The following is a 26282-nucleotide window of genomic DNA, read 5'->3' on the forward strand; positions in this document are numbered from 1 at the left end:
ATGGTCGATCAAACCCGTTCCCGGTTATCCCATCAAGATTTATGGCAACGTTGGAAAGAGGACGAGGATCCGGATGCGAGAAAACGACTGATCGAGCACTATTTGCCGCTCGTGGACTATGTGTCCAGCCGAATGGCGGTTGGCTTACCGAAGAACGTAACGAAAGACGACTTGGCAAGCAACGGAGCGATGGGCTTGATCGATGCCATCGAGAAGTTCGATTATCGCCGAGGCCTACAATTCGAGACGTATGCGTCTTGGAGAATCCGCGGCTCCATTATCGACGGGCTCAGGCAAGGGGATTGGGTACCGCGTTCCGTCCGCGATAAAGCGAAAAAAATGGAGGACGCCTATGCGGTACTGGAACAGAAGCATTTGCGGTCTGCTTCGGATGACGAAATATGCGCCTATTTGAATATTAGCGATAAAGAATTTCAGCAGATGCTCCAGGAAGTGGCGGTTGCCGCAGTATTTTCTCTGGAGGATCCGATCCGCGAGGAGGAGTCCGAAACGAGACTCACGCTTCTTGTGGACGACAAAGCGGTTAATCCGGAATCCAAGGTGCACGAAACGTATTTGAAGGACTCTCTTAAGTTCGGGATCGAGAAGCTCACGGAAAAAGAGAGAACCGTCGTTTCGCTGTTCTATTATGAAGATCTTTCGTTAAGCGAAATAGCGGAAGTCATGTGCCTGTCGCCTTCGCGAATCTCGCAGCTTCATTCCAAAGCAATTCTGAGATTGAGGGGCGCGCTATCGAAGCAACGGGAGCAATTGCTCCATAATGGATAAAAAAAGGGGCGTTGATGATGCCTGATCATGGAAGCTTGCCATTGGCCGAAAGTTTGCAAGTAACGATTTCCGAAGATAAGATGCAAGCCTACTTGGTCTTCAAGCGCGTTGAAGGCGAATTGAAAATAACTTCTCGTGAATTGGAGCAGTTTCTTCTCTCGCAGGGAGTGAAATACGGGCTTCAGACGGACACGCTGTATTTAATCTCGCAAAGGCCGCAAGACTTTTATTTTACGCAAAATATCGTCGCCGTTGGAAAGCCGGCTATCCCGGGAACCGACGGATATGTTAACGTTCTGATGGGCGGCGATAAGTCGGACGACAAGCGCCCCGTGGAAAGAGAAGACGGCAGCGTCGATTATAAGGAAGTCACGCAACTGGCTAACGTGAAGTCCGGTCAACTCATCGCGGAGCGAATACCCGCGCAGCCTGGAGTCGCCGGCAAGGCGGTAACCGGCGAGGACGTCGCTCCGAAGGAAGGGAAGGACGTTCAATTCAAAGTCGGCAAAAACGTCGTCGTCAATCCGGAGAAAATCGGCATGTACGCGGCGATCGACGGTCTCGTGACGAAAACCGATAAAGATAAGCTGAACGTATTCCCCGTGTTCGAAGTGAACGGCGACGTGGATTATAACATAGGCAATATCGATTTTGTAGGTACGGTTGTCGTCCGCGGAAATATATTGACCGGATTTAGAGTCAGGGCATCCGGAGACATACGCGTTACTGGAGGAATAGAAGGCGCCGAAGTCGAGTCCGATGGTTCGATCGAGATTGCCGGCGGCATTATCGGAAGCAATAAAGGTTTCGTTAAAGCCGGCCAAAACGTTCGTTGTTCATTCATTCAAGAAGGCAACGTTATTGCCGGAGAAGACATCCTCGTCACGCAAAGCATTATGCACTCCAATATAAGAGCGGGGAGATCGGTCAAATGCTTGGGAGCGAAAGGGCTAATCGTCGGCGGTAACGTTCAAGCGGGCGACCGCGTTACGGCGCGGATGATCGGCAACTCGATGTCCACCGCTACGGTTATCGAAGTGGGCGTGCGTCCGGAGCTTCGTCAAGAGCTTGGCGATCTCAGAACCTCGATGCGTCAATTGGCGGAAAACTCGGAGAAAACGGAGAAAGCGCTTGCTATGTTGGATCAGATGGCTGCTATCGGCCAACTGTCCCCCGATAAACTGGCGCTCAGAATCAAGTTGACTTCGACTAAACGCCTCGCCCAGGAAGAACTCGCGAATAGCAAGGAACGCATTCTCGAAATAGAGAAGACGCTCGAAGACGCGACGACGGCTAGAGTGGACGCCTTACATACGTTATGGGGCGGAACGAAGATCGTCATCGGCAGATATACGAGATTCATTAAAGATGCTTCCCAGCACGTCAGCTTGCGATTCTCCGAGGGCGATATTATGATGGTTCCGTACTTATAATTAACAATTCCGGAGGTCGGTTGCCGTGAGTTACAAATCTATCGATTTGCAGACATCGCTTCCCCGAACGATGGAAATGGCGCCCTTGCAGCATCAGCAACAGCAACGACCCGCAACCGAGCAAACTTTGCTCGGCCAACATGAAGCGAAAGCGGCGGAGCAGCAAGCTCGCCGCAGCGCGAAGACGGAGTCGGCTTCGAACGGGACGATCTCGGAGCGACAGCCTCGCCAAAAGAACAAACAAGCAACATCCACTAAAAGAAAAGCCGATGAAGCCGCCGCGGAGGAAAACAAAACTCCCGAGCACCCTTATAAAGGGAAGCATATCGATTTCATGGGCTGATCTTTCAGCAAGAGAGGTGCGTGCACGTGAGTAGTCCTTGGTTTGTTATCGTAATGCTTGGGATCGCGATTGCCGGATATGCGTGGATGATGCCCAAATCCGGAGCAAATCGCGGAAAAGAGTCCGGATTCGTTAGCGAAGCGGCGTATAATCAATTGTTGGAAGATTTAGAAGACGAGAACCGGGAATTGGTCGATGCGGTCGCCAAATTCAAGGCGGAGCAAGATGAGACCGTCAACAGATTAAGCCGACGTATCGTCGATATGGAACATCAAATGAAAAGCTGGTCGGAACAAGCGCTTCATTCGCCCTCGATCGGTCTCTCCAAATTATCTCCAGCGGGATCCTCGTCTAGTTCGAGCGCCGGAGCATCCACGCTTGAGCTTCCGGCTATTCCTGTCGCCTCTTCCGAAAGAAACCATTCCTTGTCCGGCATGACGCCGACAGATGAACTGCATTTAAGTTCAGCCCAAGTCAAAGCCGGAGCCGAGGAAACTGCGGCCGGAGAACAAACGATCGAACTTCCGCCGCCGACGCTGCGAGGCAGATATGCCGAACTGTTCGCCATGCACGACAAAGGAAGATCCGTAGAGCAAATCGCCAAAGCGCTCGGATTGAACAAGGGTGAAGTACAGCTGATCTTGCAGCTGGCGCGCAGGGAGGAACAGCTGAATGCATAAATACAGGAGTTGGCTCATGGGCCTTGGAATCGGAATCGTCATCGGCGCGTCGATGCTCCAGCTCATTCTGTTGGCCAAGGATCAAGTTAAACAAGTCGAAGCAACGCCGATCTCGCGCGAGCGGTTAAACGAGGAAGCCGTCAAGGAAGGACTTGTGCTCCTAACGCAAAATGAACTGGATGCCAAGCTTAAGCAAGCCGCAAAGGAATCGAAAGGAACGGAACAGTCCGAGGCGTCTCCTTCGCCATCTTCTTCGCCATCTCCGACGCCGTCGCCTTCCTCTTCGCCCGAAGCTTCGGAAAAGCCGGATCAGAAAGATGAACAGCCATCCTCGTCGTCCTCGGAGGAGAAGTTGACGTTATACGTCAGTCCAGGCATGACGCTCACCGAAGTAGCGAATGATCTTAAGAAGCTCGGATTGATCGGCGACGTCAACGGTTTCATTAAACACGCCAAGCCGATCTCTAAAAAGATGAACGTCGGTAACGCGATTTTCGTCGGTAAGCCGACTTATCAGCAGATTATGGACGAACTCGCACGAAAGAAATAAGATACGGAAACGCCTTGGCTCCCAAAAAAATGCAAGATCATTGCAATCCGCCATTGCATGACGGTTATCATTATGGTATATTATTTTTCGGTGTAAAAAACACACGCTTTTCAATTCCGACAACGGTGCTTACCCGATCATTCGGGGAGTTTTGGCGGAAACGGCGAAGAGCGGCGGAGAATCACCAAAAACCACTAGGAGGTACAAAAACCATGGCTGTTATTTCGATGAAACAACTGCTTGAAGCAGGCGTGCACTTCGGTCACCAAACACGTCGTTGGAACCCGAAGATGGACAAGTACATCTTTACCGAGCGTAACGGAATTTACATTATCGATTTGCAAAAAACGGTTAAAAAAGTTGACGAGGCATACAACTTCGTACGTCAACTCGGCGAAAACGGCGGCACTATGCTGTTCGTTGGAACGAAAAAACAAGCTCAAGATTCCGTTAAGGAAGAAGCTGAGCGTTCCGGTCAATACTACATCAACCAACGTTGGTTGGGCGGTACTTTGACTAACTTCTCCACAATCCAGAAGCGTACGGACCGTTTGCACCAATTGGACAAATGGGAACAGGATGGCACTTTCGAAGTGTTGCCTAAGAAAGAAGTTATCATTCTCCGCAAAGAGAAAGAGCGCCTCGAGAAATTCCTCGGCGGCATTAAAAATATGCGCAAGCTTCCTGATGCTTTGTTCATCATCGATCCTCGTAAAGAGCGTATCGCTGTAGCCGAAGCACGCAAATTGGGAATTCCAATCGTAGGTATCGTTGATACAAACTGCGATCCGGACGAAATCGATTATGTTATCCCTGGTAACGATGACGCGATCCGTGCAGTTAAGCTCTTGACAGCTAAAATGGCTGACGCAATCGTTGAATCCCGCCAAGGCGAAGAAACAACGGCTTAATCGTAACGGGAACATACACGTACAACCAAAGGGTGGTCAGAAGAGAACCTTCTCACCGCCCTTTTTTTCCAAAAAACCATATAGCGCCCTCATAAACCGATGTCGGAGAGGGCCTAACATTAGGAGGAAATCACGTGGCAATTAACGCAGCAGACGTAAAAACACTCCGCGAAAGAACCGGAGCGGGCATGTTGGATTGCAAGAAAGCGTTGGAGGAAGCGAACGGCGATTTGACGAAAGCAGCCGAGCTGCTTCGCGAGAAAGGCCTTTCCGCAGCAGCGAAAAAAGGCGATCGCGTTGCTACCGAAGGTGTCGTTGAGTCTTACATCCACGCGGGCGGCCGTATCGGCGTTCTCGTAGAAGTAAACTGCGAAACCGACTTCGTCGGCAAGACGGATCAATTCCGCGCGTTCGTTAAAGACATCGCGATGCAAATCGCGGCAGCCAATCCTAAATTCCTTAGCCGCGAAGAAGTATCCCAAGCGGAACTGGATAAAGAAAAAGAAATCCTTCGCAACCAAGCGCTTAACGAAGGTAAACCGGAAAAAATCGTCGACAAAATGGTCGAAGGCCGCATGAACAAATACTATGAGGAAAACTGCCTCATGGAGCAAGTGTTCGTGAAGGATCAAGACAAAACGATCACAACGCTGTTGAACGAGAAAATCGCCACTATCGGCGAGAAAATCTCCATCCGCAGATTCGTTCGTTACGAGCTCGGCGAAGGCTTGGAGAAAAAAGTAGATAACTTCGTTGAAGAAGTAATGGCGCAAGTTAAACAATAAGATTAGCATCACCCTCTTGGGAACACGGCGTGTTCCCTCTTTTTTAACCATCTGACAGGTTGGAGGTACAAAACCTTGGAACGTCCCGTCTATAAACGTGTAGTATTAAAGGTGAGCGGAGAATCTTTATCCGGTCCGAACGGTTACGGCATTGACGCGACGACCATCTTGTCGATCGCCGAGCAGATTAAGGAAGTTATCGCGCTTGGAGTCGAAGTCGCGATCGTCTGCGGAGGCGGCAACATTTGGCGTGGAATCGCCGGCAGCCAGAAGGGAATCGACCGCGCTACGGCCGATTACATGGGCATGTTAGCAACCGTCATGAATTCTCTGGCGCTTCAAGACGCGTTGGAGCAAATGGACGTACCGAGCCGGGTTCAGACGTCGATCGCCATGCAGCAGATCGCCGAGCCTTACATTCGTAGGCGCGCGATCCGTCATCTCGAGAAAGGCCGCGTCGTTATATTCGCCGCGGGAACGGGCAATCCGTTTTTCTCGACGGATACGACGGCAGCGCTCCGCGCGGCGGAGATCGAAGCCGAAGTCATCTTGATGGCGAAGAACAAAGTAGACGGAGTATATAGCGCTGATCCTTTCAAGGACGCTTCAGCGGAGAAGTACGAGCAACTGACGTATCTCGACGTATTGAACAAAAACTTGGGCGTCATGGATTCGACAGCCTCCTCGTTGTGCATGGATAACAATATCCCGCTTCTCGTATTCGCGATTACCGAGGAAGGTAATATCAAACGTGCCGTCATGGGCGAGAAAATCGGCACGATCGTAAAGGGGACAATCGACTAATGCCGCAATCGATCAAGAAAGACGCAGAAGACCGTATGGAGAAAGCTCTGGGGGCGCTTAAACGCGACCTCTTAACGTTACGGGCAGGCCGCGCTTCAGCCGCTATGCTGGATCGCGTGCAAGTAGATTATTACGGAACTCCGACGCCCGTCAATCAGATGGGTTCCATCAATACGCCGGATTCCCGTACGCTTATCATTACGCCATGGGACAAAACGGCTCTAGGCGCCATCGAGAAAGCGATCCAAAAGTCGGATCTGGGCTTGACGCCCGCGAACGACGGCACGATCATTCGTCTTAACATTCCGCCGCTGACGGAAGAGCGCCGCGGAGACTTAGCCAAATCGACGAAGAAATTCGGCGAGGAAGCAAAGGTCGCGATCCGCAACATTCGTCGCGACGCGAACGACGAAATCAAGAAAAAAGAAAAAGGCGAAATTTCGGAAGACGAATCCCGTCGTCATCAAGATGACATTCAGAAGATTACGGACCGTTTCGTCGCCGAAGTGGATAAAATCCTGGTCGCTAAAGAAAAAGAGATCATGGAAGTTTGATTCGAGCTTGCAAGGCCCCTCCGAAAGGTGGGGTTTATTCTCTTTTGTTTAGCAGGCGGGGCATCGCCGCTCGCCGTTAGGGGGAAGAACCATGGGTTTGATCGGCAGCTGGTTCCGCAAGCTAAGGTCCGGCATGTTTACGGAACAAGATATGCAGCATTCGCAGCTTAAGAGCGAGGAAATCCCGAGCGGGGATAATATACCGGAGCACGTCGCCATCATTATGGACGGTAACGGCCGTTGGGCTAAAGCTAGGGGACTTCCGCGTATCGCGGGGCATCACAACGGGATGAAGGCGATCAAGCGCATCACGAAAGCCGCAGATCGCGCGGGCGTGAAGGTGCTGACCTTGTATGCTTTTTCTACGGAAAATTGGAAGCGCCCGAAAGCGGAAGTCGAATTTCTAATGAAGTTGCCGCAGGAATTCCTCTCTCTTGAGTTAGGAGAATTGATCGAGAATAACGTGCAAGTCAAAATGATGGGCAACCGCGATTTGCTTCCCGATCATACGCTATCGGCGATTGAAGAAGCCATTCGCCAGACCGCGAACAATACCGGACTTATTTTGAATTTCGCGCTGAATTATGGAAGCCGGCTCGAGATGGTCGAATCCGCCAAATTATTGGCCAGAAAAGTCGCGGCGGGACAGCTTGATCCGGAAACGATCGGAGAAGCAGAATTCGAGCAAGGGCTATTATCGAGCGGCTTGCCGGATCCGGATTTGTTGATCCGGACGAGCGGAGAGCTTCGGTTGAGCAATTTCATGCTATGGCAGCTTGCGTATAGCGAATTCTGGTTTACGGAAGTGTATTGGCCGGAGTTCAGCGATCAACATTTATATGACGCGATTCGCGAATATCAGCAGCGCGCGCGACGTTACGGAGGGCTATAAGGGCATGGGTCAACGAATTATTACCGGCGTAGTCGCCGGGGCGGCGTTCATCGGCCTGCTTATCGCTGGCGGCTGGTACTATACTTCCTTGCTACTCCTGCTCGCGCTAATCGGATATTGGGAATACGTGCGGTTAAACGGGCAAGCGTGGTTGAGAGCGGACGTATGGATCGGCTTCGTCGCCGTGCTGCTCGTCACGCTTCCCCGCATGCCGTTCGGATGGGATACGCCTTCGTTCACGACAGTGACTTGGGTCGTTATGTTTATCCTGCTTAGCGGAACGGTATTCAGTAAAAACCGAATCCAATTGGAGCATGTGAGCATCTTATTCCTGGGTATCGTTTACGTTGGCGCGGGATTTCACTATATGGCTCTGACTCGGGACCTTGAGCACGGCATTTTCTGGTCGGCGCTCACGTTCGCTTGCATCTGGTCGTCGGACGCCGGAGCGTACTTCGTCGGCAAAGCGATCGGCAGAACGAAGCTCTGGCCGGCGATCAGCCCGAACAAGACGATCGAAGGCGCGCTTGGCGGACTCTTGATCGCGGTTATCGCGGGTCTTATCTTCGCCTATTGCCAGCCGGAATGGCTCGGATACGGACAAGCAGCGCTTATCGGATTAACGGCAGCGGTTGCCGGGCAACTTGGCGACTTGGTGCAGTCCGCATACAAACGCTTCCGCGGCGTAAAGGATTCGGGACAATTGCTGCCCGGACATGGAGGAGTGCTGGATCGGACGGATAGCTGGTTGATCGTGTTTCCGCTCGTCCATCTGCTAGGTTTATTAACGCTATAGAGGAATCAATTCATACATACATAGGGGCAAGCGGAGGTTCAATGATGAGAAAAATCGCCGTGCTCGGCAGTACGGGCTCGATCGGAACGCAGACGCTCGACGTGATTTCCCGGTTGCCGGACGACTTCGAAGTCGTAGGTCTGGCGGCCGGAAACAATATCGAGCTGCTGCTCGAACAAGTTCATGCTTTTAAGCCGAAGTGGGTATCCGCCGCGAACGAAACGCTCGCGGAGCGCGTTCGCGCCGAAGTGCCCGCCGGCGTGCGGGTATTGTCCGGCGAAGCCGGATTAACGGAAATCGCCGGTAACTCCGGTGCGGATTACGTCGTATGCGCGCTCGTCGGCAGTCTCGGACTGACATCGACGCTTGCGGCTATTGAAGCCGGAGCCGATATCGGGCTCGCCAACAAGGAAACGCTCGTAACGGCGGGACACCTCGTCATGGACCGCGCGAAAAGCAGAGGCGTGTCGATCTTACCCGTCGATAGCGAGCATTCGGCGATCTTCCAATGCTTGAACGGCGAAGACGGAAAAGCAATCAAACGTCTCTTGCTGACCGCCTCGGGCGGCAGCTTCCGCCATCTTGGCCGGGAAGAGCTGAGGAACGTATCCGTCGCGGATGCCCTGAAGCATCCGAACTGGAGCATGGGAGCGAAGGTGACGATCGATTCGGCCACGATGGCGAACAAAGGGCTTGAGGTTATCGAGGCGCACTGGCTGTTCGGGCTCCCTTACGATCAGATCGACGTCGTCTTGCATCCCGAGAGCATTGTGCATTCGATGGTGGAATTCGTCGATACGAGCGTAATGGCGCAGCTCGGAAATCCCGATATGCGGGTGCCGATCCAATACGCGCTTACGTACCCGAAACGAGTGGCTTCCCCGGCTTCGCCGTTGGACTTGCTTAAGCAAGGCTCACTCCATTTCAAACCGATGGATTTCGAGCGATATCCATGCCTTCGATTGGCTTTCGAAGCCGGTCGCAGCGGAGGAACGGCGACGACCGTATTCAATGCCGCTAACGAAATCGCGGTGGCTCGTTTCTTACGCGGAGAAATCCCGTTTCTCGCCATCGAGGACATCATAGGCAACGTGTTGGCAAAGCATGCTACGCAAGCGGCGCCAAGCCTGGAAGCGATTCTGGAGACGGATGCTTGGGCAAGGAAAGAGGCGGCGGAGACGGAATAATGCGCAAGGGGTATTCTCTTGTAACGGCTCGGAGAATAATGTTAATCTAAGGACAGCCGTTCGCTCACGATATCGGCTTCCTCGTCGCATGACGGGGGAATACGTATGTATCACGTTTGTATCTAAACGATTTAGACATGGATACAGATCAGCGTATACGTTCTAAATCGCGTTAGAAGGGGTTGGAAGGATGGAAAATATACAGGTCGCTCTACTGACCGTGCTTATGTTCTTCTTGTTGGTCTCGCTGCATGAATGGGGTCATTACTATTTCGCTCGCAGGGCAGGCATCTTGGTGCGCGAGTTCGCGATCGGGTTCGGGCCTAAGCTATTTTCCATCAAACGCGGGGAAACCCGTTACACTTTAAGGTTGCTTCCGATCGGCGGATTCGTGCGAATGGCGGGAGAGGATCCCGAAATCGTCGAAGTCCAGCCGGGCCAGACGGTAGCCGTGCGGATTAAAGACGATCTCGTAACTCGCGTGTACCTGGATCGCTTGGACGACCGTACCGGCGTTATGCGCGGAGAAGTGAAATCGCTCGACTTGGAGAAAGATTTATTTATCGTACTCGACGTCGACGGGGAGCACGAACGGTATTCCGTTCACCCGCAGGCGCTGATCATCGCCAGAGGCCGCGAGACGCAGATCGCTCCGCTCGACCGCCAATTCGGCCACAAGCCGGTAGGCAAACGAGCGCTGTCGATCGTCGCGGGACCGGTCATGAACTTTATTCTGGCGTTCGTGTTATTCGGATTGTATTTGGTGCTTCAAGGAGTTCCGGTCGAAAATTCCAACAAGGTGCTTATCTCGGACATCGTGTCCGGGGCGCCGGCGGAGCAATCGGGCTTGCATAAAGGCGATTGGGTAAAGACGATTAACGGAGAGCCGGTGTTCGGAGATCTGAACGCGTTCGTCGATAAGATCAATGCCTCCGCCGGTAAGCCGATGAACTGGATCGTCGATCGGGCAGGCGTCGAAGTGCCGATAAAAGTGACCCCCGACGCCAAAACCGGTAAAATCGGCATCTACCCATCGGGCGAGTTGCGCAAGCCGGGTGTCGGCGAGACGATCAAGTTCGCCGGCACGACGATGGTGGACATGACCGGGCGAATATTCGAAGGCTTCCGTAAGCTCATCTTCGGGGAATTCAAGCTCGACGATCTCGGCGGCCCGGTGAAGACGACACAAGTCACAGTGGAAATCGCCAAGCAAGGAATCGCCCAGCTCACGTCGTGGGCGGCAGTGCTAAGCCTTTACCTGGGAATATTCAACCTGTTGCCGATCCCGGCGCTCGACGGAAGCCGTCTGCTGTTCCTCGGCTTGGAGGCGGTGCGGGGAAGGCCGATCGATCCTAACCGGGAAAGCATGGTACATCTGATCGGTTTCGCCATGCTCATGCTGCTCATGATCGTGGTCACTTATAACGATATCGTAGGATTGGTAAGATAATTAAGGGTTGTCAGGAGCTGGAGAGCCACATGTCTAAGGATAAAGGATTCGTCACGGAAATTACGCCTCAGAGCGAGGACTTTTCCCGTTGGTATATCGACGTTATCAAGAAAGCGGAATTAATGGACTATTCGCCTGTCCGCGGCTGCATCATTTTCCGTCCTGACGGGTACGAGCTATGGGAGAACATGCAGAAGGAGCTGGACCGCAGATTCAAGGATACCGGACACCGTAACGCGTACTTCCCGCTGTTCATTCCCGAAAGCTTCTTCATGAAAGAAAAGGAACACGTCGAGGGCTTTAACCCAGAGCTGCCGTTCGTAACCGAAGCGGGCGGTGAGCAATTGGAAGAGAAGCTCGCCATCCGTCCGACTTCCGAGACGATGTTCGGGCATATGTACGCGAAGTGGATCAACTCCTACCGCGATCTTCCGCTTCTCATCAACCAATGGGCGAACGTCGTCCGTTGGGAGAAAAGAACGTTGCCGTTCCTGCGGACAAGCGAGTTTCTATGGCAGGAAGGCCATACGGCGCATGAAGACGAGGCGGATGCCCGTCGCGAGACGATGCAGATGCTGGACGTCTATACGGATTTCGTAGAGAACGTGTTGGCCATTCCGGTCATCAAGGGGCAGAAGACGCCTTCCGAACGGTTCGCCGGCGCCGTGGACACGTATTCCATCGAAGCGATGATGAAAGACGGACGTGCCGTACAAGCGGGAACATCGCATTATCTCGGAACGAAGTTCGCCGTCGCGTTCGACATCAAATATTTGGACCGGGAGAACACGCAACAGTTCTGCCATACGACTTCATGGGGCGTAAGCACGCGCCTTATCGGCGCTCTTATCATGGTACACGGCGACGATCGCGGTCTCGTTCTGCCGCCAAAAGTAGCGGCGACGCAAGTGGTCATGATTCCGATCGGCCCGCCTAAGACGCGCGACGTCGTTATCGCGAAGACGGACGAGCTTTACGCTCAGCTTAAAGCAGCCGGTATTCGCGTGCGCGTCGACGACCGTTCCGATGTGTCTCCGGGCTGGAAATTCAACGAATATGAGATGCGCGGAATTCCGATTCGCCTTGAGCTTGGACCTCGCGACCTGGAGAACGGCCAATGCGTGCTCGTCTCCCGGGTAAGCGGAGAGAAGAAATCGGTCGCGTTGGACAACCTGGTAGCCGAAGTGGAAGCGCTGCTGGCGCAAATCCACGACGATATGTTCGCTCGTGCCAAGGCGTTCCGCGAGGACAATTTCTTCTCCGTCGATACGCTCGACGAGTACAAAGCGGCGATGGAAGAGAAGCGCGGCTTCGCGCTAGCCGGCTGGTGCGGTTCCGATGCTTGCGAAAGCCAAGTCAAGGAAGAAACGGGCGCGACGAGCAGGAACATTCCGTTCGAGCCTGCCGAGAAAAAATCGAAATGTCTCGTTTGCGGAGATGCAGCCGAGCATACGGTCGTATTCGCGAGAGCTTACTGATCGCCAAGACGCAATCGTTAATAGCCTAATCGTTGTTTCGCGACGGTTAGGCTATTTTTCTGGCTTGGATTGCATTTTTTTGAGCGCATACAAGCCGTAAACCATGACGGAAAACGGGAAAGCGTTGCCGGCTTTCGCCTCTCTGCTAATCCTTTCTATTGAATGCAGGGGGGACGTTCAGGTAGAATAATAGAAAGAGCAGATTCGGCTTCTGATGGAAGAGGGGCTTTCGGCGCAGTCGGCGCCGACCCCTTCTCGCGGAAGCTTTTGTATTTATCGGACTTGGAGAGGAATGTGCACATGCAGCCGACGGAAGATCAAAGAAAACGGTTCGAGGTCCTGCTGCAGCAGGCGGAATTGCCGACCGAGTGGCTCGGTCAGCATTTTCGGGACGGGCACATCGAGAAAGTGGAAATCAGCCGTTCCCGCAAGGAATGGACGATCTATATCGGCAAGGAAGCGTTGCTTCCTAGATCCATATACGTAGGGTTTATCGAACGTGTTAAGGCCAAGCTAGGACATCTGGCAGACATAAGGAAAATTATCCGTTACGGTCAGAACGTATCGACGGATCAATTGGTGCAGGAATATTGGCCGGTATTCGTGGAATGGATGCAGCAGGAGGTCGTGTCCGTTAACGGATGGCTCGCCAAAGCCGATCTTAGCGTCGAAGGCGACGTGATTACGATTACGTTGTTGAACGAGACGAACTTAGGGCTTGCGCGAAAAAAGGAGATCGATACGCAGGCTGCGAAGTTTTTCGAGGAACGGTTCCAGCGACAATGCCGGATCAAGCTCGCCGTAGGAGAAACGAAGCCGGAAACCTATACGGAGTTCACGCAAAAAATCGAACAGGAAAACCGCGAGCAAATCGAGCAACTGATGGCCAGCGCAAGGGAAGAGTCGCAAGTCGAAGAGGGCGAACCTCCTCAGGTGCTGGCGCACGGCTACGAGATTAAGGAACCGGCCATACCGATTCAAGAAATCCGCGAGGAAGAGAAAAAGGTGACCATACAGGGCGCCGTCTTCGGCTTGGATACGAAAGAACTGCGGACGGGCAGCACGCTGTTCCAGTTCTCGGTCACCGACTTTACGGATTCTTTGGCGATCAAAGTGTTCGGCAAGAACAAAGAAGATATTAAGATGCTCAGCTTGCTTGCCAACGGCAAATGGGTGAAGCTGCGGGGCAAAATCGAATACGACCGTTTCCTTAATCCGCCTGAACTCGTCATGTTTCCGAACGACATTCGTGAAATCTTATCCCCGCCAGAGCCGAAGGATACGGCCGAAGAGAAGCGGGTCGAATTCCATCTGCATACGACGATGAGCACGATGGACGCGGTCACGCCGGTAGACCTCTACGTCAAGACGGCTGCCAAGTGGGGGCATAAAGCGATCGCGGTAACCGATCACGCGAACGTGCAATGTTTCCCGGACGCGGCCAAAGCAGGCAAGAAGCACGGCATCAAGATCATGTACGGAGTGGAAGCGAACGTCGTTAACGATGCGGTGCCGATGGTTATTCAGCCGCGGGAGCAAAGCTTGGCCGATGCCGAGTACGTCGTGTTCGATATCGAGACGACCGGATTATCGGTCACGAACAACAAGATCATCGAGCTGGCGGGTATCAAGATGGTGAACGGCCAGGAAACCGGACGGTTCGAGACGTTCGTTAACCCGCATGAGCCGATCCCATACAATATCCAGCAACTCACGAACATTAACGACGACATGGTCAAGGATGCGCCGGAGCTCGAGCCGAAGCTGAAGGAGTTTATCGAATTCGTCGGGGATGCCGTCCTCGTCGCGCATAACGCGAGGTTCGATATCGGCTTCATTCAGCATGCGTGCAAGCAGCACGGGCTTCCGCCGCTCGCCAATCCCGCGCTCGATACGCTCGAACTGGCGCGATTCCTGCATCCGACGATGAAAAACCACCGCTTGAATACGTTGGCGAACTTGTACAAAGTGTCGCTCGATAATCATCACCGGGCGATCGACGATACAATCGCGCTCGGCGGTATACTCAACGGTTTACTTAAAGAAGCACTCTCGCGGGGCGTGACGGAGCTTCACCTGTTGAATGAAGTTAACGAGACCAGTTGGAAAACGACCCGCCCGTTCCATTGCGGCATCTATGCGCTGAACGCGGTCGGCAAGAAAAACCTGTTTAAGCTCATTTCGCTTTCCCATACGGATTATATCAACCGCGTCGCTTGCATCCCGAAGAGCAAGTTGGTCGAGCTCCGGGAGGGGCTGCTCGTTATTTCTGGATGCGAGAAGGGCGAGCTGTTCGAAACCGTGCTTAACAAATCGCAGGAAGAAGCGGAAGAAGTCGCGGAATTCTATGACGTGCTGGAGATTCAACCGCTCGATTTCTATATGCATCTGCTCGATAAAGGACTCGTATCCAGCCGAGCGGATCTCGAAGAGGCGTTGCGTAGGATCGTTCGAATCGGCGAGAAATTGACGAAGCCCGTCATCGCTACCGGCAACGTGCATTACTTGCTTCCGCGCGAGAAAATTTTCCGCGACATTACGATTCACGGCATCACGGGCTTCAGTCCGCTCAAGGATCAGCGTAAGCCGGACGCCCACTTCCGCACGACTGCCGAGATGCTGGAGGCGTTCCAATTTCTCGGCGCGGACAAAGCGCGCGAGGTCGTCATCCAGAATACGTCGGAGCTCGCCGACCGATTCGAGGAAATCAAGCTGTTCCCGGACGAGCTGTACACTCCGATTATCGAAGGCGCCGACGAAGAGATCCGTAAAACTTGTTACGACACGGCTCGCGGCTTCTATGGCGAAGAGCTTCCCGAAGTCGTAACGGCCAGGCTAGAAAAAGAGCTTATACCGATCATTAAATACGGCTTCTCCGCCAACTACCTAATATCCGAGCGGCTCGTGAAGAAGTCGAACAGCGACGGCTACCTCGTCGGTTCCCGGGGTTCCGTTGGTTCCTCGGTCGTCGCGACGTTCCTCGGAATATCCGAGGTTAATCCCTTGCCGGCGCATTATCTGTGCAAGAACGCGGAGTGCAAGCATAGCGAGTGGTTCCTCGACGGCAGCGTGCCGAGCGGATTCGATCTGCCGGACAAGACGTGCCCGAACTGCGGAACGATCATGCGCGGGGAAGGACAGGATATACCGTTCGAGACGTTCCTCGGCTTCAAAGGCGATAAGGTTCCCGATATCGACTTGAACTTCTCGGGCGAATACCAACCGCAGGCGCACAACTATACGAAGGTTCTTTTCAGCGAGAAAAGCGTCTTCCGCGCCGGCACCATCGGTACGGTTGCGGAAAAAACTGCGTTCGGTTTCACGAAGAAGTACGAGGAAGAACACGGCAAATCTTGGCGCGGCGCGGAATTGAATCGGCTCGCTTCCGGTTGCACGGGCGTCAAGCGCAGTACCGGCCAGCATCCCGGAGGTATCGTCGTCGTTCCGGATTACATGGAAGTGGAAGATATTACGCCGGTGCAATTCCCGGCGGACGATAAAAACTCGGAGTGGAAAACGACCCATTTTGATTATCACGCTTTCGACGCGAACTTGCTCAAGCTCGATATTCTCGGGCATGACGACCCGACGATGATGCGGATGCTGCAAGACTTGACGGGCGTAGATCCGACGACGATCCCGATGAACGACCCGAAGGTCATGAGCCTGTTCAACTCGGTGGAGGCTCTGGGCGTCTCCCCGCAGCAGATTCGTTCCCCCGTCGCCACCTTCGGCGTTCCGGAGATGGGGACGCGGTTCGTTCGGCAGATGCTCGAGGAGACGAAACCGGCATCCTTCGCCGACTTGCTCCAAATCTCCGGACTGTCGCACGGTACGGGCGTATGGCTCGGCAACGCGCAAGAGCTCATCAAGAACAACACGTGTACGATCAAGACGGTAATCGGTTGCCGTGACGATATTATGTTGTTTCTTATTTATAAGGCGGGTATGGACGCATCGCTCGCGTTCAAGATCACGGAAAGCGTACGGAAAGGGAAGGGGCTTACGCCCGAGTGGATCGACGAGATGAAACGGTGCAAGGTACCGCAATGGTACATCGATTCTTGCCTTCGCATCGAGTATATGTTCCCGAAAGCCCATGCCGCCGCATACGTTATATCCGCGGTTCGGACCGCGTTTTTCAAGTTGTATTATCCGATCCATTATTACGCGACTTACTTTACCGTTCGCGCCGGCGACTTCGACGTGGAGCTGTTCTGCCAAGGCTACGACGCCATTCTTAAGATGCTGCTCGAAATCGAGGAGAAAGGCTTCCAAGCGACGACCAAGGAGAAGAACATGATCTCGATTCTCGAGATGGGTCTCGAGATGACCGCGCGCGGCTTCAAGTTCAAATCCATCGAACTGTACCGTTCGGAAGCGACGAAGTTTATCGTGGACGGAGACAGCCTGATTCCGCCTTTCGGGGCGATCGCCGGCGTCGGGGAGAACGCGGCGCGCAACATTGCCGCTTCCAAAGAAGAAGGGGATTTCCTGTCCGTCGAAGATTTCCAACAGCGTTCCAAGGCGAGTAAGACGATCGTCGAGGTACTGTCGGGACTAGGGGCATTCCGCGGGCTTCCCGAATCGAATCAGCTCATGCTATTCTAGGCATTCGGGCGCTAAGAGAGGAAAGTTGTGGTTGCCAGCCGCTTTCAGGTTATGTTATATTAATTTTGGTAATCATGTGGATATCACTGTCTGCAGAAGAGTGGGGAAACCCACTCTTTCCGTTTTGTCTGCGGCTATTTTGCGTTACGACGAGCGGAGGCAATCCATTTGAAGGATCGGGAGGTCAACCCATTTGAATTCAACGCAAATCAAGTCCATCGTGGAGAACTTCGCGACTTCCTTTATGGAAGAGAACGGGTTCGAACTGGTGGACGTGGAATACGTGAAGGAAGGCAGCAACTGGTTTTTGCGAGTTTACGTGGACAAAGAAGGCGGCATCGATATCGACGATTGCGGCATCGTGTCCGAGTTCATAAGCACGAAACTGGATGAGCTGGACCCGATAGAAGAAGCGTATTTCTTGGAAGTGAGCTCGCCGGGCGCCGAAAGACCGCTCAAGAAGGCGGAAGACGTTACGAAAGCGGTAGGTAAACACGTTTTCTTGACGACGTACGAGAAGCTCGACGGAGCCAAAGAGTTTGAAGGAAGGCTGGAGAGCTTCGACGGCACGACGTTAACCGTGTCGATCGGACGCCGCAAACATGCCATCCCTTACGATAAAGTGGCCTCCGCAAGATTGGCCATCGTTTTCTAAACCCTATAGTGAAAGCGAATCGCAACGCTTGCGTTAGCGATTAATCGCGCAATCAAGGAGGAATCGGTTAGACATGAGCATGGAGTTTATCGAAGCGCTGTCCGAAATCGAGCGCGAGAAGGGCATTAGCAAGGACGTCCTGATCGAGGCTATCGAAGCGGCACTTATCTCCAGCTACAAGCGTAATTTTAATACGGCTCAGAACGTTCGCGTAGACATTAATCGGACAACGGGGCAAATTAAAGTATACGCTCGTAAGACGATCGTGGAAGAAGTGCTGGATCCGCGCATGGACATTTCCCTGGAAGCATCCAGGGCGATCAATCCGCATTACCAATTGGACGATATCGCCGAGATCGAAGTTACGCCTCGCGATTTCGGACGCATTGCCGCCCAAACGGCTAAGCAAGTCGTTACGCAACGCATTCGCGAAGCGGAACGCGGACTCATCTACCACGCATTCGTGGATAAGGAGCAGGATATCGTAACGGGTATCGTGCAACGGATGGATTTGCGCAATCTGTACGTCGATCTCGGCAAAGTGGAAGCGGCGTTGCCGTTAACCGAATTGATGCCTACCGACAAGTTTAAGCAAGGGGACCGCGTTAAATCGTTCATTACGAAAGTAGAGAACACGAGCAAAGGCCCGCAAATCATTTTATCCCGCACTCATCCGGGGCTGCTCAAACGGTTGTTCGAGCTTGAAGTTCCGGAAATCTTCGACGGTACGGTCGAAATTCGTTCGGTTGCCCGCGAAGCCGGGTTCCGTTCCAAAATCGCCGTCTACTCGCGTAACGAAGAAGTGGATCCGGTCGGTTCCTGCGTAGGACAACGTGGAATTCGGGTGCAATCCATCGTCACCGAGTTAAAAGGCGAGAAAATCGACATCGTGAGATGGTCGGAGTCGATCGACGAGTACGTGGCGAACGCGCTCAGCCCGTCCAAAGTACTTGAAGTGATCGTGTTCGAAGCCGAGAAGATGGCGCGAGTGATCGTGCCTGACTATCAGCTTTCCCTCGCGATCGGAATTAAAGGACAGAATGCCCGTTTGGCTGCGAAGCTGACCGGTTGGAAAATCGATATCAAGAGCGAGACGCAGGCCGAACAAGAGTATGGACGTCCGAAATCGACCGGCGCGACTATGCATCAGGACAGCGTATCGATCGACTGAGGAGGATCGCCATGAGACCGAGAAAAATTCCGCAGCGTAAATGCGTCGCCTGTCAGCAGATGATGCCCAAGAAGGAATTGATTCGGATCGTGCGTTCTCCGCTGGGGGAAATCTCAATCGACCTTACCGGCAAGAAGCCCGGCCGGGGCGCCTATCTGTGCGGCAAAGTCGCTTGCTTCAAACTGGCGAAAAAGTCGAAGGCGTTCGAGCGGGCTTTGAAGACGCCAGTTAGCGCGGATATATACGATCGTCTGGAATCGGACTTCATCCAGGTCGAAGACGAGTTCCAGGCAAGCAAGGAGCTAGTGGACGACGATGACGACGGGGAATAAGGTTTTGTCCCGATTGGGGCTCGCGACGAGGGCAGGCAAGCTGATCAGCGGAGAAGAAGTCGTGCTCAAAGCGGTTCGATCGGGCGAAGCTAAGCTCGTCTTGCTCGCCGGCGATGCCTCGGATAATACGACGAAAAAGATCAAAGATAAATGCAATAGCTATGGAGTGCCGTTATTAATCGGTTTTACCCGTTTCGAGCTGGGATCTGCCGTAGGCAAACCAGAACGCGTGCTTTTCGCGGTAACGGATCGGGGTTTCGCCGACATGTTAGCCGTCGGTTGGGTTCATCATTCGGAGGTGGAGAATATTGAGTAAGCAAGATAATACGGATAACAAAGATAAACTCAGGGTTTACGAATATGCGAAGCAGCTCAACATGAGCAGCAAAGAAATCATTACGATATTGAAAAGACAAAACATGCCGGTCAATAACCATATGAGCGTTATGGAAGACGGCATGACCGGAGCGGTAGAGAAGTTCTTCCGCGACGTGAAAGCGAACGCGGCGGCCAAGATGGCGCAAGCTTCCAAGCCTGCGAATACGAACGCTGCGCCTGCGGGTGATCGTCGTCCGCAATCGGGCAACGTTTCTTCCAACGCGCCTAGTCAGAGCGCTCCGGCACAACAATCCCGTCCTGCTGCTCCCGCGCAAGCGGCACCGGCTTCGGCACCTGCTCCAACGCCTGCGGCTCCGGCAGCTTCGGCTCCGACAACGTCCGCGGCTTCGACGCCTGCCGTGAATTCGACGCCCGCACCGACCCAATCGTCGGCGCCAGCTGCTTCGTCTTCGCAAGGCCAAGGAAGCCAAGGCGGCGGATACAACCGTCCGCAAGGCCAAGGCGGATACAATCGCGAAGGCGGCAACCGTCCGCAAGGCCAAGGCGGCGGATACAACCGTCCGCAAGGTCAAGGCGGTCAAGGCGGTGGATATAACCGTCCGCAAGGCCAAGGCGGTCAGGGCGGCGGATACAACCGTCCGCAAGGCCAAGGCGGTCAGGGCGGCGGATATAGCCGTCCGCAAGGTCAAGGCGGTCAGGGCGGTCAAGGCGGCGGATATAGTCGTCCGCAAGGCCAAGGCGGTCAGGGTGGCGGATATAACCGTCCGCAAGGCCAAGGCGGTCAGGGCGGTCAAGGCGGCGGATATAGCCGTCCGCAAGGTCAAGGCGGCCAAGGCGGCGGGTACAACCGTCCGCAAGGTCAAGGCGGTCAAGGTGGCGGCGGATATAACCGTCCGCAAGGCCAAGGCGGTCAAGGCGGCGGATATGCCGGCAGCCGTCCTCAAGGCGGAGGCTTCGGCGGCGGCGCTAGCAGCGCGTCGACAAGCCGTCCAGGCCAAGGCGTTGGCGCGGGACGCAGTCCAGCGCCGGCAGCAGCAGGCGCGCGCGGAGGTCGTCCGGGCGATAGCGGTCGTCCGGGCGGACGCGCGGATGCTCCTAAAGGACGCGAAGGCGAGTTCAATCGCGCTGGCGGTCCGGGTGCTGCAGGCAAACGTAAAGACAACAACAGCCGTTTCGACGACGGCAGAGGCAACTTTAGAGGACCGAGAGGCAAAGGCGGCAAAAACGCGCGCAAAGGTTCTCAACCGCCTCGCGAGAAAATCGACAATACGCCGAAAAAAGTTATCGTTCGCGGTAACATGACGGTCGGCGAACTGGCGAAATTGCTCCACAAAGATGCTTCCGAAGTGATCAAGAAATTGCTCATGATGGGCGTTATGGCAACGATCAACCAAGATCTTGACCTGGATACCGTTCTTCTCGTCGTAGGCGAGTACGGCGTCGAAGTCGAAGTGAAAATCGTTGTCGAGGATACTCAGTTCGAGACGATCGAAGAGAACGATAACCCGGATGAACTGATTTCCCGTCCGCCGGTCGTTACAATCATGGGTCACGTCGACCACGGTAAAACGACGCTCCTCGATGCGATCCGCGAGACGAAAGTCGCAAGCGGCGAAGCAGGGGGCATCACGCAGCATATCGGCGCGTACCAAGTCGAAATCAACAATAAGAAAATCACATTCCTCGATACTCCCGGTCACGAAGCATTTACGACCATGCGTGCCCGCGGAGCTCAAGTTACGGATATTACGATTCTCGTTGTCGCGGCGGATGACGGCGTTATGCCGCAAACCGTCGAAGCGATCGCGCATGCGAAAGCCGCGAACGTGCCGATTATCGTCGCAGTGAACAAAATCGACAAGCCGGGCGCGAATCCGGATAAAGTAAAACAAGAATTGACCGAGTATGGTCTTGTTCAAGAAGAGTGGGGCGGAGATACGATTTTCGTCGAAGTATCCGCAAAACAACGCTTGAACTTGGACGGCTTGCTCGAGATGATTCTTCTCGTGGCCGAAGTGAACGACTACAAAGCGAACCCGGACAAACGGGCGCGCGGTACGGTCATGGAAGCCGAGCTCGACAAAGGAAAAGGACCTGTTGCGCGTATTCTCGTGCAGAACGGTACGCTTAAAGTGGGCGACGCCTTCGTGGCGGGCGACTGCTTCGGACGGATCCGCGCGATGACGAACGACCGCGGACGCAGAATCAAAGAAGCGGGACCATCGACGCCGGTCGAGATTACGGGTTTGACGGAAGTGCCGCAAGCGGGCGATCCGTTCATGGTGTTCGAAGACGAGCGCAAAGCGCGCGAAATCGCCGACAAGCGTTCGATCAAAACTCGTCAATCGCAGATTAAAGCGAACCAAACGGTTACCCTCGAAGATCTGTTCAGCAAAATCAAAGAAGGCGACATCAAGGAGCTTAACGTCATCCTCAAAGCGGACGTTCAAGGCTCGCTCGAAGCGCTTAAAGGCTCGCTCGAGAAAATCGAAATCGAAGGCGTTCGCGTTCGCACGATTTACAGCGGCGTAGGCGCGATCACGGAATCCGATATCGTGCTCGCTTCCGCTTCGTCCGCTATCGTAGTCGGCTTCAACGTTCGTCCTGAGCCGCGCGCTCAAATGACGGCCGAGCAAGAAAAAGTGGACGTTCGCTTGCATTCGATTATTTACAAAGTCATCGAAGAAATCGAATACGCGATGAAAGGTATGCTCGATCCGGTCTACAAGGAGCGCATTACCGGTCACGCGGAAGTTCGCGAGACGTTCAAAGTCACGAAGGTCGGCACGATCGCCGGCTGTATGATCACGGACGGCAAAATCGCCCGCAACTCGGAAGCGCGCCTCACTCGCGGCGGAATCGTTATTTACACGGGTAAAATCGATTCCCTCAAACGTTTCAAGGATGACGCGAAGGAAGTTTCGGAAGGCTATGAGTGCGGGATTACTCTCGATAAGTTCAACGATCTTCAACAAGGCGACGTTATCGAAGCGTTCGTTATGGAGTCGGTTGAACGTTAATCGTCGCGAAGCCGCATTAGCAAGGCAAGCCAAGCAAGCATATTAAGGTGGGATCAGCATGGCCAAATTCCGGGTCGGACGGGTCGGCGAACAGATCAAGAAAGAGATCAGCTCCATCATTCAGACGGAGCTGAAAGATCCCCGGATCGGTTTCATTACCGTGACCGGCGTGGACGTCACGAACGATCTATCCCTTGCCAGAGTGTATATCAGCATTCTGGGAAGCGAAGAACAGAAAGAAGAAACGCTGAAAGCGATCGGCCGGGCGAACGGATTCCTGCGCTCGGAGCTCGGACGCCGCGTCAAGCTGCGCCATACTCCGGTAATGGAATTCAAATTCGACAGCTCGATCGCTTACGGCAGCCATATCGAAGGCTTGTTGCAGCAGCTTAACAAAGACTCCTTGGGGTCATAAGCTCGGAATGGGCAAGGGGGAAACGGGCATGTGGGCTAACGCTTTAAAGGAAGCGGCCGCTTTCATTCGGGAGAGGGACGATTTCTTGATCGTCTCCCATGTGCAACCCGACGGCGATGCGATCAGCTCCACGGTTGCCACAGGCTGGCTGTTGGAGAAGCTCGGCAAGAAATACACGATGCTGAACGAAGGCCCCGTGCCTTCTCGGCTTCGTTTTCTATGGAATAGCTCCGACGTATTGACGATGGAAGGCGACGATAGCGCACCGCCGCGTCAATTCCGCAACGTGATTTGCGTCGATTGCGCGGATTACTCGCGGGTAGGCAGGACGAAATCTTGGTTCGCCGAGGACGCGGAGCTGCTCAACATCGACCACCACCCGACGAACGACGGTTTCGGCCGCGTGAACTTAATGAAGTTTCACGCGGCGGCTACCGCCGAAATTTTGTTCGAATTAACAGAAGAACTCGGCCAATCGTTGGACGTAGACATAGCGACGGCCATCTACACGGGATTGTTGACGGATACGGGCGGTTTCCGGTATTCCAATACAAGCCCGTTCGTTCTGTCCATCGCTTCCCGATTATTGGAAGCCGGAGTAAACGGACCTGAGCTAGCCGAGCTGTTGTTGGAGAGAATGACGCCGGGCCAATTGCAAATCATTCAACGGGGCCTATCGCGTCTCGCATATTCATCGGATCAGCGGATCTCTTGGTTGTGGGTCACTTCCGAGGATCTAGAGGAATCGGGTGCGACGAACGAGGATTTGGAAGGCTTGGTCAATTATCCGCGGAACGTCGAAGGCGTCGAGGTCGGCATGTTGTTCAAGCAAAACGGTACGGCGTCGGTGAAGGTTAGTCTCCGTTCGGCGGGTAAAGTGAACGTAGCCGCGGTAGCCCAGCATTTCGGCGGCGGCGGACATGTCCGGGCCGCGGGTTGCAGGCTTACCGAACCTCTTCCCGAAGTCATTCGTCAAGTCGTCGAATACGTACAGAAAGCGTTGGATGAGCAATGAGCAAGAATAAGGAACAAAGCTGGGAAGGCGTGCTGGCGATCTGGAAGCCGGCGGGATGGACCTCCCACGACGTCGTGGCGAAAGCCCGCGGTTTGCTCAAGGAACGCAGGATCGGCCATACGGGGACGCTCGATCCCGCGGTTACGGGCGTGTTACCTCTTTGCATCGGTCGTTCTACCCGCTTCGTCGAGTATTTGCAGGAGATGCCCAAAACCTATCGTGCCACGCTTCGATTCGGGATCGCCACGGATACCGAGGATTTAAGCGGCGAAGTGATCGAAAGGAAGGATGCCTCCTTCCTCACGGAGCCCGCGATGATCGAAGCGGCGCTTGCGTTCGTCGGCGATATCGACCAGATCCCTCCGATGGTATCCGCGGTTAAGATCGACGGCAAACGTTTGTACGAGCTAGCCAGGGAAGGCGTTACCGTGGAGCGTCCGTCTAGGCGCGTCAGCATATACTCGATCGACGTGATCCAAGCCGTGGCAGGCGTGGAACAACCGGAGCTTACTTTCTCGGTAACGTGTTCCAAAGGGACATATATTCGCACGTTATGCGTGGATATCGGACGTAAACTGGGAGTTCCCGCGGTCATGTCCGAGCTCGTGCGCACGGAAAGCGCGGGTATCTTGGAGGAACATTGCGTGACGCTGGAGCAAATTCCGGCCATGCTCGCAAGCGGCGAGCTGCGGAAGAAGGTTTTATCTCCGGATGCGTTGTTAACGGAGATTCCATCCTCGACCGCCGTTATGCCGGAGTCAACCTATGCGGTTCAGGGTAAAGCGATTTCCGCCGACAGGCTGCAACCGCCCCCGGATCGCGAAGGGATATTAAAGCTATACCGTGCGGACGGCGTATTTCTCGGCATGTTCTCGGTAGACGAGAATAGGGCAATCGTCCGTCCGGTTAAAGTGTTTATCGCGGCGGGGGATCATCAGAGTGAAAGCCCGTCCGATTGAGCAGGAGGTCGGCATCAGGTGGAACGGTTTGATTTATCTGCAGAGAACGTAACGGGAGCTCTTCCGGAAGGCGCTACGAAGGAGCAGGGGATTTCGCTTGCGATCGGCTTCTTCGACGGAGTTCATCTCGGGCATCAGGAGGTCGTTCGGCAAGCGGTCGCATTGGCGCGCCGTCAAGGACTCGTGCCGGCGGTCATGACCTTCGATCCTCATCCTCGCGTCGTTCTAGGACAAGGATCGCAATACCGGACGGTGCTCACGCCGCTCGGAGACAAGCTGGCTTTGCTTGCCGAGCTCGGAGTGGAAGCCGCTTATATTATCCACTTCGACCGGGCGTTCTCGGAAGTGACGGCGGAACAGTTCGTGAAGTCGTTCATTCTTCCGCTTAACGTCAAGGCGACAACGGTAGGCTTCGACTTCGCGTTCGGGCATAAAGGCGAAGGCAACGCGGAAGCGTTGCGTCTGTTCAGCGGGGGGGCGGTCGAAGTTCAAGCGATCGATCCCGTCTACCTCGAGGAAGGCAAAGTGAGCAGCACCCGCATTCGCGATCGGTTGGAAGCCGGCGAGTGCACGGATGCTTCCCGTCTGCTTGGCCGGCCGTACCTTATTAAAGGAACGGTCGTACATGGCGACGCGAGAGGCAGATTGCTAGGTTACCCAACCGCGAATTTGCTTCCGGAGCAGCCATACGTGATTCCGCGTTTGGGCGTTTACGCCATTCATATCGACGTATTGTCCGATACCGGTTCGAGCGTAGGACATTATAACGGCGTGCTTAACGTTGGATTCCGTCCGACCTTCGATGCTCCGGGAGGCGCTCTAAAGCTCGAAGCGCATCTTTTCGACTTCGACGGGGATCTCTACGGGAGCGCGTTGGCGCTTACGTTCCATACGTTCTTGCGCTCGGAGAAGAAGTTCGAATCTATCGATCAGCTAGTCGCGCAAATTTCCAGCGACTCCGCGCAAGCGAAAGAAATTTTCTCGAAGACTTTGCCATTGTAAGTACATCAGAGATTATGCTATACTATATGACGTTGCCGTTGATGGGCCCTGCGCCCGGAAATCGGCATACTCTAACCTTAGCTTGGCAAAGCGAGATCACCGACGCCTGCT

General features: G+C 54.1%; 24 protein-coding genes. All 24 read left to right on the plus strand.

The annotated features are described in order from the left end of the window. A complete protein-coding gene (locus D7Z26_RS09875; RefSeq protein WP_120976270.1) occupies nucleotides 1-789 on the plus strand; it encodes a FliA/WhiG family RNA polymerase sigma factor in 789 nt (262 codons plus the stop codon). Nucleotides 790-806: 17 nt separating this feature from the next. After that, on the plus strand, nucleotides 807-2222 hold the full coding sequence (locus D7Z26_RS09880) for a DUF342 domain-containing protein (protein WP_120976272.1): 1416 nt from the start codon (nucleotides 807-809) through the stop codon (nucleotides 2220-2222). 25 nt (nucleotides 2223-2247) lie between these two features. Then, a complete protein-coding gene (locus tag D7Z26_RS09885; protein ID WP_120976274.1) occupies nucleotides 2248-2565 on the plus strand; it encodes a hypothetical protein in 318 nt (105 codons plus the stop codon). Between the two features lie 26 nt (nucleotides 2566-2591). After that, nucleotides 2592-3245, plus strand: coding sequence for a hypothetical protein (locus tag D7Z26_RS09890; RefSeq protein WP_120976276.1), 654 nt, complete (start codon nucleotides 2592-2594; stop codon nucleotides 3243-3245). Beyond that, complete coding sequence (locus D7Z26_RS09895) at nucleotides 3238-3795, plus strand: hypothetical protein (RefSeq protein WP_120976278.1); 558 nt, start codon at nucleotides 3238-3240, stop codon at nucleotides 3793-3795. The genes D7Z26_RS09890 and D7Z26_RS09895 overlap by 8 nt, the downstream gene beginning before the upstream one ends. Nucleotides 3796-4007: 212 nt before the next feature. Beyond that, complete coding sequence (gene rpsB, locus D7Z26_RS09900; protein WP_120976280.1) at nucleotides 4008-4706, plus strand: 30S ribosomal protein S2; 699 nt, start codon at nucleotides 4008-4010, stop codon at nucleotides 4704-4706. 134 nt (nucleotides 4707-4840) lie between these two features. After that, nucleotides 4841-5491 carry a translation elongation factor Ts gene (tsf, locus tag D7Z26_RS09905; RefSeq protein WP_120976282.1) on the plus strand — a complete coding sequence of 217 codons (651 nt, stop codon included), beginning with the start codon at nucleotides 4841-4843 and terminating at the stop codon, nucleotides 5489-5491. Nucleotides 5492-5566: 75 nt separating this feature from the next. Then, complete coding sequence (gene pyrH, locus D7Z26_RS09910) at nucleotides 5567-6295, plus strand: UMP kinase (RefSeq protein WP_120976284.1); 729 nt, start codon at nucleotides 5567-5569, stop codon at nucleotides 6293-6295. Further along, nucleotides 6295-6849, plus strand: coding sequence for a ribosome recycling factor (gene frr / locus D7Z26_RS09915; protein ID WP_120976286.1), 555 nt, complete (start codon nucleotides 6295-6297; stop codon nucleotides 6847-6849). The genes pyrH and frr overlap by 1 nt, the downstream gene beginning before the upstream one ends. Before the next feature lie 133 nt (nucleotides 6850-6982). Further along, nucleotides 6983-7741, plus strand: coding sequence for an isoprenyl transferase (locus D7Z26_RS09920; RefSeq protein WP_120976587.1), 759 nt, complete (start codon nucleotides 6983-6985; stop codon nucleotides 7739-7741). Nucleotides 7742-7745: 4 nt separating this feature from the next. Then, on the plus strand, nucleotides 7746-8537 hold the full coding sequence (locus tag D7Z26_RS09925; RefSeq protein WP_120976288.1) for a phosphatidate cytidylyltransferase: 792 nt from the start codon (nucleotides 7746-7748) through the stop codon (nucleotides 8535-8537). Nucleotides 8538-8581: 44 nt separating this feature from the next. Then, nucleotides 8582-9724, plus strand: coding sequence for a 1-deoxy-D-xylulose-5-phosphate reductoisomerase (locus D7Z26_RS09930; protein WP_120976290.1), 1143 nt, complete (start codon nucleotides 8582-8584; stop codon nucleotides 9722-9724). Nucleotides 9725-9914: 190 nt separating this feature from the next. Next, nucleotides 9915-11174, plus strand: coding sequence for an RIP metalloprotease RseP (gene rseP, locus D7Z26_RS09935; RefSeq protein WP_120976292.1), 1260 nt, complete (start codon nucleotides 9915-9917; stop codon nucleotides 11172-11174). A gap of 29 nt (nucleotides 11175-11203) precedes the next feature. After that, entirely contained in the window at nucleotides 11204-12652 is a 1449-nt protein-coding gene (proS, locus tag D7Z26_RS09940; protein WP_120976294.1) for a proline--tRNA ligase, read from the plus strand. A gap of 300 nt (nucleotides 12653-12952) precedes the next feature. Beyond that, nucleotides 12953-17263, plus strand: coding sequence for a PolC-type DNA polymerase III (locus tag D7Z26_RS09945; protein WP_120976296.1), 4311 nt, complete (start codon nucleotides 12953-12955; stop codon nucleotides 17261-17263). A gap of 193 nt (nucleotides 17264-17456) precedes the next feature. Next, complete coding sequence (gene rimP / locus D7Z26_RS09950; RefSeq protein ID WP_120976298.1) at nucleotides 17457-17918, plus strand: ribosome maturation factor RimP; 462 nt, start codon at nucleotides 17457-17459, stop codon at nucleotides 17916-17918. Between the two features lie 73 nt (nucleotides 17919-17991). After that, nucleotides 17992-19089 (plus strand): transcription termination factor NusA, encoded by a 1098-nt coding sequence (gene nusA / locus D7Z26_RS09955; RefSeq protein WP_120976300.1) that lies wholly within the window; start codon nucleotides 17992-17994, stop codon nucleotides 19087-19089. A gap of 11 nt (nucleotides 19090-19100) precedes the next feature. Then, a complete protein-coding gene (gene rnpM, locus D7Z26_RS09960; RefSeq protein ID WP_120976302.1) occupies nucleotides 19101-19421 on the plus strand; it encodes an RNase P modulator RnpM in 321 nt (106 codons plus the stop codon). Continuing rightward, on the plus strand, nucleotides 19405-19737 hold the full coding sequence (locus D7Z26_RS09965) for a YlxQ family RNA-binding protein (protein WP_120976304.1): 333 nt from the start codon (nucleotides 19405-19407) through the stop codon (nucleotides 19735-19737). Before rnpM ends, D7Z26_RS09965 begins: the two co-directional genes overlap by 17 nt. Continuing rightward, nucleotides 19730-22780: a translation initiation factor IF-2 gene (gene infB, locus D7Z26_RS09970; RefSeq protein WP_120976306.1), complete on the plus strand. Its 3051-nt coding sequence runs from the start codon at nucleotides 19730-19732 to the stop codon at nucleotides 22778-22780. The genes D7Z26_RS09965 and infB overlap by 8 nt, the downstream gene beginning before the upstream one ends. 58 nt (nucleotides 22781-22838) lie before the next feature. Continuing rightward, nucleotides 22839-23195, plus strand: coding sequence for a 30S ribosome-binding factor RbfA (rbfA, locus tag D7Z26_RS09975; protein WP_120976308.1), 357 nt, complete (start codon nucleotides 22839-22841; stop codon nucleotides 23193-23195). 28 nt (nucleotides 23196-23223) lie between these two features. Continuing rightward, on the plus strand, nucleotides 23224-24210 hold the full coding sequence (locus tag D7Z26_RS09980; protein WP_120976310.1) for a DHH family phosphoesterase: 987 nt from the start codon (nucleotides 23224-23226) through the stop codon (nucleotides 24208-24210). Beyond that, complete coding sequence (gene truB, locus D7Z26_RS09985) at nucleotides 24207-25169, plus strand: tRNA pseudouridine(55) synthase TruB (RefSeq protein ID WP_120976312.1); 963 nt, start codon at nucleotides 24207-24209, stop codon at nucleotides 25167-25169. Before D7Z26_RS09980 ends, truB begins: the two co-directional genes overlap by 4 nt. Before the next feature lie 18 nt (nucleotides 25170-25187). Then, complete coding sequence (locus D7Z26_RS09990) at nucleotides 25188-26171, plus strand: bifunctional riboflavin kinase/FAD synthetase (RefSeq protein WP_120976314.1); 984 nt, start codon at nucleotides 25188-25190, stop codon at nucleotides 26169-26171. Nucleotides 26172-26282 lie beyond the last annotated feature (111 nt).

Origin of the sequence: Cohnella endophytica, assembly GCF_003628305.1 — a bacterium.
GTDB lineage: Bacteria > Bacillota > Bacilli > Paenibacillales > Paenibacillaceae > Cohnella > Cohnella endophytica.